We start from the raw sequence: 14,023 nt of genomic DNA on the forward strand, positions 1-14,023 counted from the left end.
GCCGGAAGACTGCAATCGCAGCAGATGATACCGCTCGAAACCGACAAGGATGAATGCCATGAGCAGCATGGAACCGAAAGAGTTCGTTCTCGCCGGCGTGGTCATGAAGCGCCTGCTGTCCGGCGACGAGACCAACGGCCAGTTCTGCCTCTTCGAAAACATCAGCGGCGGAAACACGACGACGCCGATCCACGTCCACGCCGAGGACGATGAAACCGTCTACGTCATCGAGGGCGAAATGACCGCTCTCGTCAACGGAGAGGTGCACCGGTTGACCGCCGGTCAGAGCATCTTTCTCGAGCGCCGGGTGCCGCATCAGCTGATGAATAGGAGCGGCCGACCGGCACGCTATATCCTGATCGGTACGCCGGCTCTCTTCGACAGCTTCCTGGCGGAAGCCGGCCACGAACTGAGGCCCGGCGAAGTGATCGGGCCACCGTCGCCCGAGGAGATTGCCCGCCTGAGGGCGGATTCCCCGAAATTCGGCATCACCCTGCTGCCCGACTGGCCCGCTGAAACTTGACTGCCGCGGCCGGCCGATCTCCGTTTCCGGCGCAAGACCGATGACGGGTTCGGACGGTGCTCTGAACTTTATTTTGATGCGATGTCGGATCCGCCCCAGCCCGTTCGTCCTAGCTGCATCCGATGGCGAATACCGCCCGGCGACAGAGGAGACCGAAATGTTTTCGGCCATGCGGAAACCTGAACCGAAAAGCGCCGGCTACGCCGCAGGCGACGGCGTTCGTACCGGCGGTTTTGGCGCAAATGCCTCGATGTCGTATTCTGCCTTCGATGCTTGATGAGGATGACCGGGAGCAAGTCATGTGCAGAAACATAAGATCCCTCTTCAATTTCGATCCGCCGGCGACGGACCAGGAAATAGAGGATGCTGCGTTACAGTTCGTGCGTAAACTCGCCGGAACGACCAGGCCGTCGAAGCGGAATGAGGCGGCATTCGATCGCGCGGTGAGTTCGATCGCGGAATGCGCCCGCGAACTGCTCGATTCCATGGAGACATCGCAACCGCCACGCAACCGCGAGGAGGAAGCCGCAAAGGCGCGCGCAAGAAGCGCAGCCCGGTTCGCGTAACCTATTGGCGGCAAGGCCGACGAAAGCGCGCTTGCCTGTCGACTTCCGGCTCCACGGCCTCCACCCTGGCCTGGAGAGACGGACACTTCCGGGGGGGTGGGGGAAACAAGGCCGTATGGCTTCAAAGCAAAGGAACACGCAAATGGCGAAGAATACGATTTGCCTCTGGTTCGACAACGACGCCGAGGCTGCCGCCCGCTTCTACTGCGAGGTCTTTCCTGACAGCATGGTGCATGCCGTGCACCGTGCACCCAGCGACTACCCCTCCGGCAAGGAGGGCGACGTGTTGACGGTCGATTTCACGGTTGCGGGCATTCCCTGCATCGGCCTGAACGGCGGGCCAATGTTCAAGCACAATGAAGCCTTCTCGTTCCAGATCGCCACCGACGATCAGGAAGAGACCGACCGCTACTGGAACGCCATCGTCGGCAACGGCGGCCAGGAGAGCGCATGCGGCTGGTGCAAGGACAAGTGGGGAATTTCCTGGCAAATCACGCCGCGCGTCCTGACTGAGGCGATGGCGGCGGGCGGCGCCGAGGCAAAGCGCGCATTCGATGCGATGATGGACATGAGAAAGATCGACGTCGCCGCGATCGAGGCGGCGCGGCGCGGCTGACGCCCCGTCGTACGGTCCGGTTGCTGGCGGCATGGTTTGAACGCCAACCGACGGACAGTCAATGCGAGAGACCGCACCTCACGTGTGAGTATTGTTGAGAGTTGCATGCGCCGGCAGGCAAACGGCCACCTCTACAAAAGCGACGCTTTTGCCGAGGTGGCCCTGCGGCCGTGAGGAGAAGCGCCCCCCGTCGTCGATCAACTGGAGCTCAGAACGTAGCGGCGGTTGCCGGGAAGCGCCGGCCGTGCGTTCATGGAATAAAGCCCGGTGAACTTCTTGATATCGGCCGGGTCGACCTCGATCGGTTCAATCGCCACCATCCAGTCGACGATCTCGCTGCAGGGAGGGGTGGTCAGCGATCCCTCATAGCTCCAATACTTCAGCGAGGAGGGCAAGAGGCCTTTCGGGTCGACGGCATCGAGCCGGGTTTCTTCGCCGGCGTTCTGCGGGAACTTCGCCGCGAGGCTCGCGAAGGTCGGGTTGGCCGCGCCGGGGACAAGGAAAACGCCGAGCACGCCGAGCGCGCCGGTCTCCGCGTTCTTGTGAACGAAATGCGCTTCCATCGGGAAGTTCTTGCCGTCGACAAGGTGTTCGCTGGGCGCGTGGAAGTGATATTGCACGAGATCAAAGGTCTTGTCGCCGCGGCGAAGCGTACCGCCGGCGGCCTTCACCTGGATCGTATGGCCATTGTTGAGGATCGTGCCGCCGCGCCTCCAGTCCGTCGCCAGATCGGGGATTTCGGCCTTGATCGCGCCGCGGATGTCGATCGGTGATTGCTGCGAGCCGGCCGAACAAGCATTGTTCTCAGTGCTCAAGGTACCCCAATGCTCGGGCCCCTCTTCGCCTTCATAGCCCCAGTGCACGCCCTCGGCCGCGTATGCCGTCTTGACGCAGAGCGGGCAGGCCGCAAGCAAGGCCAGGCCCCTGAGGAAATCACGCCTTTCCATTCATATTCCCTTTCGAATGATCACGAGCAGATCGCGCTCGGGGACGGGATGTTGTCCTCGATACCTGTCCAACACCTGTCAGCTGTCCAACACCTGTCAGAATGGCGCGCGATTTCAACCTTCGGCACGCCGGCGAGAAGCTCCGCTCTCCGCCGTGCGACAGACGCGCGATCCTCGCCATTGTCAAAAGCGTAGCTTCCTTGACCCCTCGCCTTCCCTTACAATCCCCTTCCGGGCACAGAGGAGTTCCGCCATGAGCGAAGACGCCTTCAACATGTCGATCCGCAAATTCCTGAAGGAAGTCGGCGTCACCTCGCAGCGCAAGATCGAGGAGATGGTGCGCGAAGGCCAGACCGGCGGCAAGAAGCTGAAGGTTCGCATGACGCTGACGGCGGAAGGCACCGACCTCAACCACGTGGTCGACGGCGAGATCGAACTTCCATAGGAGGCATAATTTTTGCCCAGCCGTTACCCGAACCGGCTCCGCTGCCATGTCGCGGAGGGACCGTTAGCGGCGAGACCAGTATTCCTCGTGGAGTTTCGCCGCCTCGTCCGCAAGCATGGGGCCGACGACTTCCGTTGGGCGCTGACCGGCGGCGAACACGATGTGGCAGGGGAGATCAAGCGTCGGATTTTCCTGGCTGGCGCCGATCTGTTGCTTCATCTCTCTCTCGGAAAGGCCGAACACGACGCGCCCTATGCCTGCCCAATAGATCGCGCCCGAGCACATGGCGCATGGCTCCGCGGATGTGTACATCGTGCATCCGGCAAGAAAATCCAGATCATAGGCTTTGCCGGCGCGCGTGGCGAGAAGCCGCTCCGCGTGGGCCGTGCGGTCGCCACCTTCCGAACTGTAGCCATTGCATTGTTCCAGTAAAACATTGCCATCACGGTCGGCGAGAATTGAACCAAACGGGTGGTCTCCGCCTTCGCGCGAACGCCGCGCCACCTCGAAGGCCTTCCGCAAAAGTGACTTGTCATAGGGCCGTTTGGTGCTTGCCATTTTGTGAACTCCTGAGAATTATCGCAGTTCATTCACCATCAATGTTTCCGCTGACGGAGCGGGTAATTTCTCCGCCAAGCAGAAGTTGCCAGCTTCCCGGCAATACTTATCTGACATTCCCCGATGAACAGGCATCAAAGATCAATTTGATCCTTTTCGACTTGTCCAGCAACACCGATCGAAGGTGCAAGCGCGTCAGAGAACGACCGGGGGACTGGCGGCAGTTGCTACCCGATTGCGCGTCATCACGGCGCGGGAGACGCCTCGCCCGCAGGCTCCCGCGACGCAACTAGGACAAGCTCACTCGACCGGAACGACGAGGGGCGTGCCCTTGTCGACGATGTAGGTCGCGAGTTCCGACGCCTTGCCGTTGCCGACGTTCTTCGCCACATGGGCCACGCCGGCCGGGATGAACAGGGCCTCGCCGGCCTTCAGCGTCACGGGTGCCCTGCCCTCGAGCTGATACTCCAGCGAACCTTCGAGCACATAGGCGACCTCTTCGCCCGGATGGGAATGCTTGATCGAGACGGCGCCCGGTTCGAAGTCGACGCGCACCTGAAGGGTCTCGCGTCCGGGAACGCCAAGATCGTTCTTGATAAGATCGGTGCGGTGGATTCCGGGCTGCTGGGCCGCGGCCCCGTCAAGCATCAATCCGCTGGCGACGATCAGCAGCGCAGCCGCGATGATCCGAGTCGTTTTCATAAGCGTCGTCCTTCCATTTGTGTATGGCGATTGTTTCGGTCGAGCCTTCGTCTTCGAAGGAGCGTCGTCATTTGAGCGCAGGCGTGTAGTGCCGATGTGTCGGCCGGGCGGGACTTTTGTAAGCGGATGTAATCGCGGCAGCGACGGACACAGTGGAAGCCATGCCGATGTCCGCAGCACTGGGGCCGCGAAGTGCCAGGTGCAGCGTCACGGAGGCGGGCCCGGGCGCTTGGCTCGGTCCACCTGCTGCCTGTTCCCCAAAAAGGCCAAGCCGCCTGCCCCTCACGCGGCGGCTTCACGCGGCGTGAATTCGGCGGCGTGGAGCTTGACGAAATCGTGCACGCTGGTCGGCGCCTGGCCCGTGAGCCTGATGAGGTCGTCCGTCATGCGGTCGTAGCGCCCCTCGGCGTGAAGCTTCGACATCACGGAGAGGTGGCTTACAAGGTGATCCGGCACGCCGAGACCGCGCAGCGCCTCGACCCAGGCGTCGAGCGGCACGTTGCGATAGCTTATCTTGCGGCCGAGCGCTTCGGAGAACACCCGGGCATAGTGTTCGAGGTCCGCCGACTCGTAGCCGGTCAGATTGTAGACCTTGCCGATATGCGGCGCCGGATCGTCGAGGATCACGGATACGGCGCGCGCCACGTCGACGGCCGAGATCGGCGAGGTCTTGCCGGCGCCGAGCGGGACGGCCAGCTCGTCGCGCTGCTTGACGCCGGCGGCGGCGAGACGCAGGAAGAAGCCTTCGAGAAACACCGTCGGACGCACGGTCACGACCGGCAGCCCCGACCAGGCCAAGGCCTGCTCCGCAAGCCAGTGCAGCTTGTGCTGCGGGCTGTCGGTGGTTTCGCTGATGCTCATCTGCGTCACCGTCATCTGCGACATGTTCACGAATGCCTCGACACCGTGATGCCGCGCGACGGCGGCCGTATTGACCGTGGCTTCGAGATAGGACGGCGAAACGGACATGCCGAAGTAGATGCGGGAGACACCCTCGATCGCGCGGTGCATCGATTGAAGATCCGTCAGGTCTCCCTGCACGACTTCGGCACCGAGCCGGCGCAGGCCCTCGGCGCGCTCGTCCTCCCTGCGGACCAGCGCGCGCACCTTTCTGCCCTTGGCGAGCAGCATCTCCGTGACATTGCGGCCGATGGCGCCAAGGTCGCCAGCCGCTCCGGTCACCAGGATCGGTTTTTCGTTCGCGGATGTCGTCGTCATGCCTAATTCCTTTCAATGACAATTGGTTGAAAGCGTTTGTTCAAACGATCCATCGGATCCTGCGCTCACCGGCAGCGGTCTGCGCAACCCTTGCGTTGCATATGCAACATCTCGGTTGTGGCAATTCGCGCAACAGCGCGAAGCGGTTTTCGATCCGGATCTAAATGAGTTCAGGCACTTGCGAGTTCGTCGGGAGGAAGGCTGTTGGCCACGCCGACGATGGCTGCGACGCCCTCCTCGCCGAGCAGTCCCCTTGCCTTCTCCTGCGCCGCTCGCCACGCAGGCGCTGCAGAAACCAGGAGTTCCCTGCCCGCCTCCGATGTCACCACCGGCCGGCTCCGGCCGCCCGCTTCGGAAGCCACTTCCTCGACCCAGCCCTCCGTCAACAGCGGCGCGAGATTGCGCGTCAGCGTCGAGCGATCCTGATAGTTGGCGCGCCCGATCTCGGCACGGCTCGCCCCGCGAAGCTTCGCGATCAGCACCAGCAGCGAGAACTGCGAGGCGTTGACGCCATGCGGCCTGAGCGCCTGGTCGTAGATGCTGGTCACAACCGCGATATCCTTCGCGTCCGCGTCATCACGCAAGCGCGCGTGACCTCGCCTACGACGCCTGCAGCGGCCGCCTTGATCTCGGTGCTCATTATCATGGCTCCCCTATGCTGCAATGCCCCCGCGACAGGGAAGGCCGATGTTCATGCACCACCCGCGGGCCGCGCAGCCCGCGGGTGGTGACTGCGGCTCACCTCGGCGAACCGCCGCGGCCGTTGCTCATCATGTGGCGGCCGCGCCGCTCTGCTCCCGGATCATGTAGTCGGCGTACCAGGCCGGCCAGTCCTCGTCGCGGTGGCCGAGCTGCTTTTCGTATTCACCGTGCGCGGCCTCCGCGCGGCGGAAGGCATTGGCGAGATCGGTGGCCGAGGCGAATGTCGTGGCGCCCGGGTCGACGCGTCCGGGGAAGCGCGTCGTGACCTCCTGCAACAGCCAGCTGTTGCCGTCCGGATCGCTGAACGTGGCGTAGGAGAAGTAGCTGCGCCGCTCCGGATCCGGCCCTCTCGTCGCCGGCTGTCCCGGACCGGCCCGGTGGAAGATTTCGCTCACCTCGGCGCCGCGGTCGATGAGTTCGGCGCGCGCCGCCTCGATATCCGGGACGACGAGATACATACCGCTTGCCGAGCCGGGCGCGGCCGACGTGATGCCCTTGCCGAAGTGGATCGAAGCGGGCGAGCCCGGAGGGGTGAACTGCACGACGCGGAACGTCTCGCCGACGACGAAGTCGGCGTCGAGCCTCCAGCCGAGGTCGCTGTAAAAGCGTTTCGAGCGGTCGACGTCGGAAACGGGTATGACGATGGCCTCGAGCTTGAAGTCCACGGTTCTCTCGCTGCTGGTCTCAGTTGTCATGGTTTTTCTCCTTGAATTTGGAAGGGCGGCGGCGAGTACGCACACGCGCGCGCCCCTGCTTTTCTCAACTCGTGTTTTTCTCAACTCGCGTTCAAATCGACTTACGCAACGACCTGAATCCGGCTCGGATCTCCTCCGCGAAGACCTCCGGCTGTTCCCAGGCGGCAAAGTGTCCGCCCTTGTCGAGCCGGTTGTAATGAATGAGCTTGGGAAACGCTTTTTCTGCCCAGGAACGCGGTGCTTGGTAAAGTTCGTCCGGAAAAGCACTAACAGCGACCGGTATCGTAACACCCTTCGGAGCAAAGAAGGCGAACTTGTTTTCCCAATAGAGACGCGCCGAGGACACCGCCGTGTTTGTCAGCCAATAGAGCGTGATGTTGTCGAGCACGTCGTCTCGCGTGAGGCCCTCGCGCTCGCCATCGAAGACGCGGGCGATCAGGGCATAGCTGCGCGCATCGTGGTCGAGGATCCAGCCGGCGAGCCCGACTGGCGAGTCCTCGATTGCGTAGAGCGTCTGCGGGCGCTTGCTCATCTCCTGAGCGTAGGCGAGCCCGTTCTTGTAGAAGAAGTCGAGCTGTTCATAGGCCTGTCGCTCCTCCGGGGAGAGTCCGTTGGGCGGCGGACCGCCGGCGTCGAGCGCCTTCTGGATTTCGTCCGGCACAGTTGCCGGCATGTTGGTGTGAATGCCGATGAGCTCCGGCGGCGCCTGGGCGGCCATCTGCTCGGTTACCGCATCACCCCAATCGCCGCCCTGTGCGACAAAGCCGGTGTAGCCCAGGCGCTTCATCAGCACCGTCCAGGCGCGTGCGATCCGCGCAGGATCCCAGCCAAGCTCGTCAGGCTTCCCGGAGAACCCGTAGCCGGGCAGCGACGGAATGACGATGTCGAAGGCATCCGCTTCGCTGCCGCCATGGGCCGTCGGGTTCGTCAGCGGATCGATGATCTTCAACTGCTCGATGACCGAACCCGGCCACCCGTGCGTGACGATCAGCGGCATCGCGTTCTTGTGCTTCGAACGCACGTGAATGAAATGGATGTCGACCCCGTCGATGTTGGTGACGAACTGCGGCAGGGCATTGAGTCTCGCTTCGACCTTGCGCCAGTCGTAGTCCGTCGCCCAATATTTTGCGAGCTTCTCCATGGTGTCGAGCTGCACGCCCTGGGTAGCATCCCACACCAGTTGCCGCCCCGGCCACTTGGTTGCCGCGATGCGCCGCCTGAGGTCGGCAAGGGCCTCGTCGGACGCACGGAACTGGAACGGACGAATGGATTCGTCGAAAGCCGGTTTGGCTGCAGCCGCAACGGTCGCGACGGGCGACGTCGTTCCGGCATAGGCGGCAGCCGGGGGAAGAAGGATTGCCATCGCTCCGGCCAAGACGGTGGCCGCAAGATGATGGCGTTTGCCGATCAGCGAAAAGACTCCGGGCATGATCATTCTCCTGTTCCGTGAGGGCCGGCGGCACGCCGCCGACATGCTCTGTGGGGGGGGCCGGCGGCGTGCCGCCGGCGGGGCTCCTGCCATTCGAAGGCGTGGGCCGCGGGGGTCAGCCCACGGTCAGATACCGCGCGGCGGGCACGCTCAAGGAGAGGTTCGGCATGAGCTTCTGGCGCGCCGCCTCGTAGGCTTCCCAATCGCCTGCGTCCGGCAGCGAGGGAATGGTGATCCGCTCGCCGAGATCGAAGCCGGCAAGCGCGGCGTCCACCATGTCCTCGGCGCGCATGACGATCTCGCTCGGCACATGCTCCAAGGGCGTACCGGCGAGGCCCCAGAAATCGGTTGCCGTCGCGCCCGGAAGCACGGCCTGGATGCGGATGTCCGTGTCGGCCAACTCCTTCTGCAGCGACAGGGTGAAGGCGAGCACGAAGGCCTTTGATCCGCCGTAGACGCCGTTCAGCACTTCCGGCGCGATGCCGACGATCGAAGCGATGTTGATGATGGTGCCGACGCCACGCGCCACGAAGGCCGGCACCGCGGCGTAGCTCAGCCGTGTCAGCGCGGTGACGTTCAGCGTGATCATCTCCTCCATCTTGTCGACATCGGAGGCGATGAGCGGCCCGGTCGCGCCGACGCCGGCATTGTTGACCAGCATGGTGATGCTGGCGTCCGTCCGAAGCACCGTCTCGATGCGGGCGAGATCGGCCCGGTCGCCGAGGTCCGCCGCAACCACCTCGATCGAGCGGCCGGTCTCGTCGCTGAGGCGCTTGGCCACTTCATCGAGGCGTGCCTTGTTGCGGGCGACCAGGATCAGGTCATAGCCCCTGCGCGCCAGGCGATCGGCATAGATCGCACCAATGCCAGAGGAAGCGCCGGTGATCAGCGCGGTACCTTTCGAGTTCTGGGTCATGACAGGCTCCATTTGGTTGAACTGCTTCGATACTAGGGCGAAGCGCTTGTGTCTCAAATGTCGTATATGCAGCGATTTAGGACATGAACCGCTGCCGGCACGGCTCTTGCACTTCCGAGGGTGAGGACGCGGACGTCAGGAGGGCCCGTCCGCGTCCTCCGGGAGCGCCGCGCCTCAGCGCAGCGATCTGAACCCAGCCCTGAGTTCCTGGGTAAAAAGCATCGGCTGTTCCCAGGCGGCGAAGTGGCCGCCTTTCTCCACCCTGTTGTAGTGGATGAGCTTGGGATAGGCCCGCTCGGTCCAGCTCCGCGGCGCTTCGTACTGCTCGCCGGGGAAGACGCTCACGGCTACCGGGATGGTGACGCCCTTGGTGTTGAAGAAGCCGCCCTTGTATTCCCAATAGAGACGAGATGCGGAGACGCCCGTGTTCGTCAGCCAATAGAGCGTGATGTTGTCGAGGATCTCGTCACGCGTCAGTTCGCCCGTGGCGCTCGTCGTGCGGGTGAGAGCCGAGGCGACTGCCGCCGCCGGCTGGCCGTCGGCATCGTTGTGGTCGAGAAGCCAGGCGGCGAGGCCAACGGGTGAATCCGCGATCCCGTAAAGCGTTTGGGGCCGCGTCGCCATCAGCCTTGCGTAGTCGACCTGCTTGAAGGTCCTGACCAGCTGCCGGTAGGCGCGGTTCTCTTCGTCCGAAAGGCCCGATGGCGCCGGCTCGCCGGCCAGAAGTGCCTTGTCGACGTCGGCGGGTACGGTCGCAGGCATGTTGGTGTGGATCGCGAGCAGTCCCGCCGGTTTCTGCAAGCCCATCTGGTCGACGACAAATGCACCCCAGTCGCCGCCCTGGGCGACGTAGCGGGCATAGCCGAGGCGCTTCATCAGCTCCGCCCAGGCCCGGCCCATGCGCTCGGGACCCCAGCCGGTCTCCGTCGGCTTGCCGGAGAAACCGTAGCCCGGCATCGACGGGATCACGACGTGGAATGCGTCCGATGCGCTGCCGCCATGGGCTGTGGGATTGGTGAGCGGCTCGATGAGCTTCAATTGCTCGAAGACGGAGCCCGGCCATCCATGATTGATGACTAGCGGCAACGCACCTTCATGTTTCGAGCGAACGTGGATGAAATGAATGTCCAGCCCATCGATCTCGGTGATGAACTGCGGATGGGTGTTCAGCTTCGCTTCGCCCTTGCGCCAATCGTAATCCGTCGCCCAATAGTCCGCGAGGTCGCGCATCGTCGCGAGCGGCACGCCCTGCGACTGGTCCGTGACAGTCTCCTTTTCGGGCCAGCGCGTGGCGACAATGCGCTGCCGGAGATCGGCGAGCTTGTCGTCCGGAATGTCGACGCGGAAGGGGCGGATCGCCTCGCCGGCGGCCGCCGCGCGAAGCGTCCGGGGAAACATGCTGATCGCCCCGGCGACAGCCGTCGCGGCAAGCAGTTCGCGCCGTGTCGGCGATCCAGACATGATGCCCGTTTGGGCCTTTGCCGTCTTCGTCATTGTCGTTCCTTTCGACCGGCTGGCGATGCCGAGGCCTGATTGCCCGAACCGCCCGTCGAAGCGCATATCGCGCTCCTAAGGTGTCTCGGATGTTTCGGAATGGGGGGCGCTATGTAAGCGATTGCCAGCGAATGCCGGGCGGACACGCTTCGATACGAAGCTCCGAAATTGCCTCAAACCGCCGCGCCAGAATTTTTCGCTCGTCAGTCACATTCCGCCCGGCTCGTCCGTCATGGGGCATGCCGAATGGCGTCAACCCGATGTGACCAACCCGATGTGACAGGAGATCTCGATGAATAAAGCCCGAATGAAAAATCCCGGCGCGCTCGTGCCCGGCGCCGTGCAGGCAATCCAGGCCCTGATAGCGGCCGTCCAGAAGGCGGGCGTCCCGCCAAAGGTGTTTCACCTCGCGCATCTGCGCGCGAGCCAGATCAATGGCTGCAGCTTCTGCGTCGACGGCGGTGTGAAGCATGCGAAGCAGGACGGCGAAACCGATGAGAGGCTCCATGCCGTCGCGGCCTGGCGCGAGATGCCGTATTTCTCGGATACCGAACGAGCGGCGCTCGCGCTCGCCGAAGCCGTGACGCGCCTTGACGACCGGGACGATCCGGTTCCCGATCCCGTCTGGAACGACGCTGCCGCGCACTACGACGAAAAGCAGCTTGCGGGGCTGGTGATCTGGGTCGCGATGGTCAACCTGTTCAACCGGATCAACGTCCCGACCCGTCAACCGGCCGGCCAGGCCTGGTAGATCTGCACGCGGCGACAGCCTTAAGCACCGTGCGTCCAATCGGACGCGCGGCGCTTGAAGTCCTTGGGCTGAAAAGACCCTTCCGCGCCACGGACCTGGGCGCGGATCACGTTCTGTGACGAGCACAAGCGCTGCCACCGCGGGCCTCAAGCTTGCGGGCGCAGCGGTAGTGGTGATGACTTGGGCGTCGGCGCTGTCGCTGCGATCCGGAATTCAGCCGTGTACAATGGTGGTCACATTGACGGGAGGCGACCATGCGCATTCGCAGTTTGACTGTCCTGATGACGCTGCTTGCGGGCACCTGTTCATTTGCGCAGGCTCAACAGGCAAAGCCGATGCCGATCGAGGTGTTTCCGTTCGAACTGGAGGACAAGAGCGCCGGGGCAGGAATAATTCCCCCGGACGAACACGACCGGCGCTATCTGTCCGAGTCCGAGCAAGTTGCGAAGGACATGCTCTCGAAGTCCGGGCGCTTTACCGTCATCGATGCACCGAAAAGGGACGACCAGGTGGCGCCGCACGGGTTGCGCAACTGCGGGGGCTGTGAGGGCAAGATCGCCAGGGAGCACGGCGCGTCTCTTGCCTTGCTGGGCGTCGTAACGCGCGTCAACCGAACAGAGCACACCATGTTCATTCGCATCCTTGACGCTGAAACCGGGAAACCTGTTTCGCAGGGCTTCACCAATCTTCGCATGGGTGCGAACCACGCATGGCCCCGCTCTGCGAAATGGCTGATGACAAACAGAATTCTGCCGTAGGGGCAGCTGTCAGATCAGATCATTTCATTGTTTCGTTGGCTGCGGCTGCTGCACCTGAAGATGCAGCACAAGTGCTAGATCGACCCTTGCGCATCCGAAAAGACGCGCGGCGTTGTCGGTATCCTGACCGGATCGAACGTTTTCAGCACCTCCGGACGGAGGCCGAGGCGCCTTGCCGCGACACCAATCTCTTCCAGCTCGGCCGCCTTCGAAGCCTGATCGAGTTGGCGGCGAATTTCCGCCTTCGAGGCAATCGTTTTCAATGGCTCAGTCATTTGTCCGCTCCGAATTGAGGATAAAACATGCAGCAACTGCAGCGTCCTTGGCGCGTCGATGGCCGCGGCCGCTGTCGTCTTCAATGCGGGTGAGCCGCGGTTTCAGGCACGGTGAACGCCACCGTTTCTCCGGTGAAGACCTTGTGCTCGGGGCTCGCCAGTTCGATCCGCACCTTGTGCTCGCCGGGCGGCAGCCCGACCACGACCACCGTGCTGGTGTCGCCGGTTTCCGCCCAGCGCCAGGGCGAGTCATCGACCGTCACATGCAGATGCCCGACCCGTGGAGATACGCTGCTGGCGCCCGCCCCGAACACCGATAGGATGCGGAAGTTCTCGGTCCGGTACGGGATGAGCACGGCGCCACGCGCGAGCGCCCCGGCAAGCGGCGGCTCCACGATCAGCTTCGGCGGCGGCTCGTTCTTGATGGGAAAGAACACCGGCGCCGGGCGGCCCTCCCCCGTGCCTTCTGCGAAAGCGCTCGTGGCGAGCACGGCGGCAGCGGCGACTGCCGCAAGCGTCCTGATGAGCATGGTCGTGAACCTCTTCCGTGACGTGATGACTTACGGTCACAAAAGACGGCCGATATGTATCTCCATTGTTTTGGCGTCCGGCCAATTTGAAAGCCTGTGTAGCGGCCGGCTGTTTGGACATAGTGGGATACAGAGCATCGGACCGCTCAACGCAGCTTGGCCATGACGTATGAAATGCTCTCATCCAGCGAGAGCGAGGACGTGTCGAGTATTTCGCAGCGGCTCCTCCTGGCCTCGCACCGCAAATATCGCGCCCAGTTCATCATATCTTCGGTCGCGAGTTCAGCTTGCTCCCGGTCGACCGTCAGGCGCTTCGATCTGGTTTCATCATCGCAGTCCACGAGAACAGGCAGATAACTGAAACCACCGGCGGCGGACGCTCCGTCTGCGAGAAAGGAAACGCGTGTCTGGCCTTCGAACAGCACTCTGCCTCCGGATTTGACGGGTTGCGCAAGCTTTATCATCCACGCGATGGTCATGGCGCGCTGCCAGCCCTCGGCTGACCCGTACTCGGCGATCATCTGCTCGACCGATGGCACGCCGACTCGATCGAAATAGAACACGTCGACACTCTCGGCATGGCGATCCTGGATCGCCCGAGCGATCGTCGTTTTTCCCGACCCTGAAGCGCCAATCAGAATGACTAAAGGCATGGCTCTCCTTATACGAAAAGGCCGGCCGAGCGAGCTTCGGCCGATCTCCATGATCCGCAACGGAGTGGAGAGCGGCAGTTGGGCCCATCCCGGAGTCAAAGAGAGCGCGGCTTCAACCCACAACCCCGACCTGGACGCGGGTCTGCAATCGAAAGATTAAACGGCATCATAGTTCTTGACGATCCGTGCCTCCGACGTCGCCTCCATGCGAACAGAGGTATATTATGAGCTTCCCTGGGGCATAA

At 63.1% G+C, this 14,023-nt stretch carries 19 protein-coding genes; 7 read left to right on the top strand and 12 right to left on the bottom strand.

Translation table 11 applies throughout. The features are described 5' to 3' along the window. Positions 1-58 precede the first annotated feature (58 nt). The 4 genes from QN219_RS07000 (at position 59) to QN219_RS07015 (ending at position 1,705) form a co-directional block, all read left to right on the top strand. Entirely contained in the window at positions 59-523 is a 465-nt protein-coding gene (locus QN219_RS07000; RefSeq protein WP_283998855.1) for a cupin domain-containing protein, read from the top strand. A gap of 40 nt (positions 524-563) precedes the next feature. Then, positions 564-800, top strand: a complete 237-nt coding sequence (locus tag QN219_RS07005; protein ID WP_283998856.1) for a hypothetical protein — start codon at positions 564-566, stop codon at positions 798-800. A 22-nt stretch (positions 801-822) separates the two neighbouring features. Beyond that, positions 823-1,089 (top strand): DUF2277 domain-containing protein, encoded by a 267-nt coding sequence (locus tag QN219_RS07010; RefSeq protein WP_283998857.1) that lies wholly within the window; start codon positions 823-825, stop codon positions 1,087-1,089. Between the two features lie 142 nt (positions 1,090-1,231). Beyond that, on the top strand, positions 1,232-1,705 hold the full coding sequence (locus tag QN219_RS07015; RefSeq protein WP_283998858.1) for a VOC family protein: 474 nt from the start codon (positions 1,232-1,234) through the stop codon (positions 1,703-1,705). 197 nt (positions 1,706-1,902) lie between these two features. Here the strand turns inward: QN219_RS07015 and QN219_RS07020 are convergent, their stop codons facing one another. After that, the gene (locus QN219_RS07020) at positions 1,903-2,652 is read right to left on the bottom strand and encodes a carbonic anhydrase (RefSeq protein WP_283998859.1); all 750 of its coding nucleotides are present in this window, start codon (positions 2,650-2,652) and stop codon (positions 1,903-1,905) included. A gap of 253 nt (positions 2,653-2,905) precedes the next feature. On the opposite strand from QN219_RS07020, the gene QN219_RS07025 reads away from it, so the two are divergent. Continuing rightward, the gene (locus tag QN219_RS07025) at positions 2,906-3,097 is read left to right on the top strand and encodes a DUF6494 family protein (protein ID WP_283998860.1); all 192 of its coding nucleotides are present in this window, start codon (positions 2,906-2,908) and stop codon (positions 3,095-3,097) included. Between the two features lie 63 nt (positions 3,098-3,160). Here QN219_RS07025 and QN219_RS07030 read toward each other — a convergent pair whose 3' ends face one another. From QN219_RS07030 to QN219_RS07065, 8 genes are all read right to left on the bottom strand, one after another. Then, positions 3,161-3,655 carry a nucleoside deaminase gene (locus QN219_RS07030; protein WP_283998861.1) on the bottom strand — a complete coding sequence of 165 codons (495 nt, stop codon included), beginning with the start codon at positions 3,653-3,655 and terminating at the stop codon, positions 3,161-3,163. Between the two features lie 300 nt (positions 3,656-3,955). Beyond that, the gene (locus QN219_RS07035) at positions 3,956-4,357 is read right to left on the bottom strand and encodes a cupin domain-containing protein (protein ID WP_283998862.1); all 402 of its coding nucleotides are present in this window, start codon (positions 4,355-4,357) and stop codon (positions 3,956-3,958) included. Positions 4,358-4,639: 282 nt separating this feature from the next. Then, entirely contained in the window at positions 4,640-5,575 is a 936-nt protein-coding gene (locus tag QN219_RS07040) for an NmrA family NAD(P)-binding protein (protein ID WP_283998863.1), read from the bottom strand. A gap of 170 nt (positions 5,576-5,745) precedes the next feature. Continuing rightward, positions 5,746-6,123 carry a MarR family winged helix-turn-helix transcriptional regulator gene (locus tag QN219_RS07045; protein ID WP_283998864.1) on the bottom strand — a complete coding sequence of 126 codons (378 nt, stop codon included), beginning with the start codon at positions 6,121-6,123 and terminating at the stop codon, positions 5,746-5,748. A gap of 222 nt (positions 6,124-6,345) precedes the next feature. Continuing rightward, positions 6,346-6,972 carry a VOC family protein gene (locus tag QN219_RS07050; protein WP_283998865.1) on the bottom strand — a complete coding sequence of 209 codons (627 nt, stop codon included), beginning with the start codon at positions 6,970-6,972 and terminating at the stop codon, positions 6,346-6,348. Between the two features lie 91 nt (positions 6,973-7,063). Beyond that, positions 7,064-8,335: an epoxide hydrolase family protein gene (locus QN219_RS07055; RefSeq protein ID WP_405052090.1), complete on the bottom strand. Its 1,272-nt coding sequence runs from the start codon at positions 8,333-8,335 to the stop codon at positions 7,064-7,066. A gap of 181 nt (positions 8,336-8,516) precedes the next feature. After that, positions 8,517-9,317, bottom strand: coding sequence for an SDR family oxidoreductase (locus QN219_RS07060; RefSeq protein ID WP_283998867.1), 801 nt, complete (start codon positions 9,315-9,317; stop codon positions 8,517-8,519). Positions 9,318-9,491: 174 nt separating this feature from the next. After that, positions 9,492-10,811, bottom strand: a complete 1,320-nt coding sequence (locus QN219_RS07065; RefSeq protein ID WP_283998868.1) for an epoxide hydrolase — start codon at positions 10,809-10,811, stop codon at positions 9,492-9,494. A 292-nt stretch (positions 10,812-11,103) separates the two neighbouring features. Between QN219_RS07065 and QN219_RS07070 the strand changes: the two genes are divergently transcribed. Next, entirely contained in the window at positions 11,104-11,562 is a 459-nt protein-coding gene (locus QN219_RS07070) for a carboxymuconolactone decarboxylase family protein (RefSeq protein WP_283998869.1), read from the top strand. Between the two features lie 254 nt (positions 11,563-11,816). After that, a complete protein-coding gene (locus QN219_RS07075; protein ID WP_283998870.1) occupies positions 11,817-12,320 on the top strand; it encodes a DUF2380 domain-containing protein in 504 nt (167 codons plus the stop codon). A gap of 74 nt (positions 12,321-12,394) precedes the next feature. Here QN219_RS07075 and QN219_RS07080 read toward each other — a convergent pair whose 3' ends face one another. From QN219_RS07080 to QN219_RS07090, 3 genes are all read right to left on the bottom strand, one after another. After that, positions 12,395-12,595 carry a hypothetical protein gene (locus QN219_RS07080; protein WP_283998871.1) on the bottom strand — a complete coding sequence of 67 codons (201 nt, stop codon included), beginning with the start codon at positions 12,593-12,595 and terminating at the stop codon, positions 12,395-12,397. 80 nt (positions 12,596-12,675) lie between these two features. Next, positions 12,676-13,125: a DUF6130 family protein gene (locus QN219_RS07085; protein WP_283998872.1), complete on the bottom strand. Its 450-nt coding sequence runs from the start codon at positions 13,123-13,125 to the stop codon at positions 12,676-12,678. 146 nt (positions 13,126-13,271) lie between these two features. After that, entirely contained in the window at positions 13,272-13,829 is a 558-nt protein-coding gene (locus QN219_RS07090) for an AAA family ATPase (RefSeq protein ID WP_283998873.1), read from the bottom strand. Between the last annotated feature and the right edge of the window lie 194 nt (positions 13,830-14,023).

The organism is Sinorhizobium sp. 8-89 (assembly GCF_030124325.1).
Taxonomy (GTDB): domain Bacteria; phylum Pseudomonadota; class Alphaproteobacteria; order Rhizobiales; family Rhizobiaceae; genus Sinorhizobium.

Coding starts and splice junctions, on each gene's coding strand:
- QN219_RS07000 (WP_283998855.1), top strand. CDS start 59: ATGAGCAGCATGGAACCGAAAGAGTTCGTTCTCGCCGGCGTGGTCATG.
- QN219_RS07005 (WP_283998856.1), top strand. CDS start 564: ATGACGGGTTCGGACGGTGCTCTGAACTTTATTTTGATGCGATGTCGG.
- QN219_RS07010 (WP_283998857.1), top strand. CDS start 823: ATGTGCAGAAACATAAGATCCCTCTTCAATTTCGATCCGCCGGCGACG.
- QN219_RS07015 (WP_283998858.1), top strand. CDS start 1,232: ATGGCGAAGAATACGATTTGCCTCTGGTTCGACAACGACGCCGAGGCT.
- QN219_RS07020 (WP_283998859.1), bottom strand. CDS start 2,652: ATGGAAAGGCGTGATTTCCTCAGGGGCCTGGCCTTGCTTGCGGCCTGC.
- QN219_RS07025 (WP_283998860.1), top strand. CDS start 2,906: ATGAGCGAAGACGCCTTCAACATGTCGATCCGCAAATTCCTGAAGGAA.
- QN219_RS07030 (WP_283998861.1), bottom strand. CDS start 3,655: ATGGCAAGCACCAAACGGCCCTATGACAAGTCACTTTTGCGGAAGGCC.
- QN219_RS07035 (WP_283998862.1), bottom strand. CDS start 4,357: ATGAAAACGACTCGGATCATCGCGGCTGCGCTGCTGATCGTCGCCAGC.
- QN219_RS07040 (WP_283998863.1), bottom strand. CDS start 5,575: ATGACGACGACATCCGCGAACGAAAAACCGATCCTGGTGACCGGAGCG.
- QN219_RS07050 (WP_283998865.1), bottom strand. CDS start 6,972: ATGACAACTGAGACCAGCAGCGAGAGAACCGTGGACTTCAAGCTCGAG.
- QN219_RS07055 (WP_405052090.1), bottom strand. CDS start 8,335: ATGGCAATCCTTCTTCCCCCGGCTGCCGCCTATGCCGGAACGACGTCG.
- QN219_RS07060 (WP_283998867.1), bottom strand. CDS start 9,317: ATGACCCAGAACTCGAAAGGTACCGCGCTGATCACCGGCGCTTCCTCT.
- QN219_RS07065 (WP_283998868.1), bottom strand. CDS start 10,811: ATGACGAAGACGGCAAAGGCCCAAACGGGCATCATGTCTGGATCGCCG.
- QN219_RS07070 (WP_283998869.1), top strand. CDS start 11,104: ATGAATAAAGCCCGAATGAAAAATCCCGGCGCGCTCGTGCCCGGCGCC.
- QN219_RS07075 (WP_283998870.1), top strand. CDS start 11,817: ATGCGCATTCGCAGTTTGACTGTCCTGATGACGCTGCTTGCGGGCACC.
- QN219_RS07080 (WP_283998871.1), bottom strand. CDS start 12,595: ATGACTGAGCCATTGAAAACGATTGCCTCGAAGGCGGAAATTCGCCGC.
- QN219_RS07085 (WP_283998872.1), bottom strand. CDS start 13,125: ATGCTCATCAGGACGCTTGCGGCAGTCGCCGCTGCCGCCGTGCTCGCC.
- QN219_RS07090 (WP_283998873.1), bottom strand. CDS start 13,829: ATGGAGATCGGCCGAAGCTCGCTCGGCCGGCCTTTTCGTATAAGGAGA.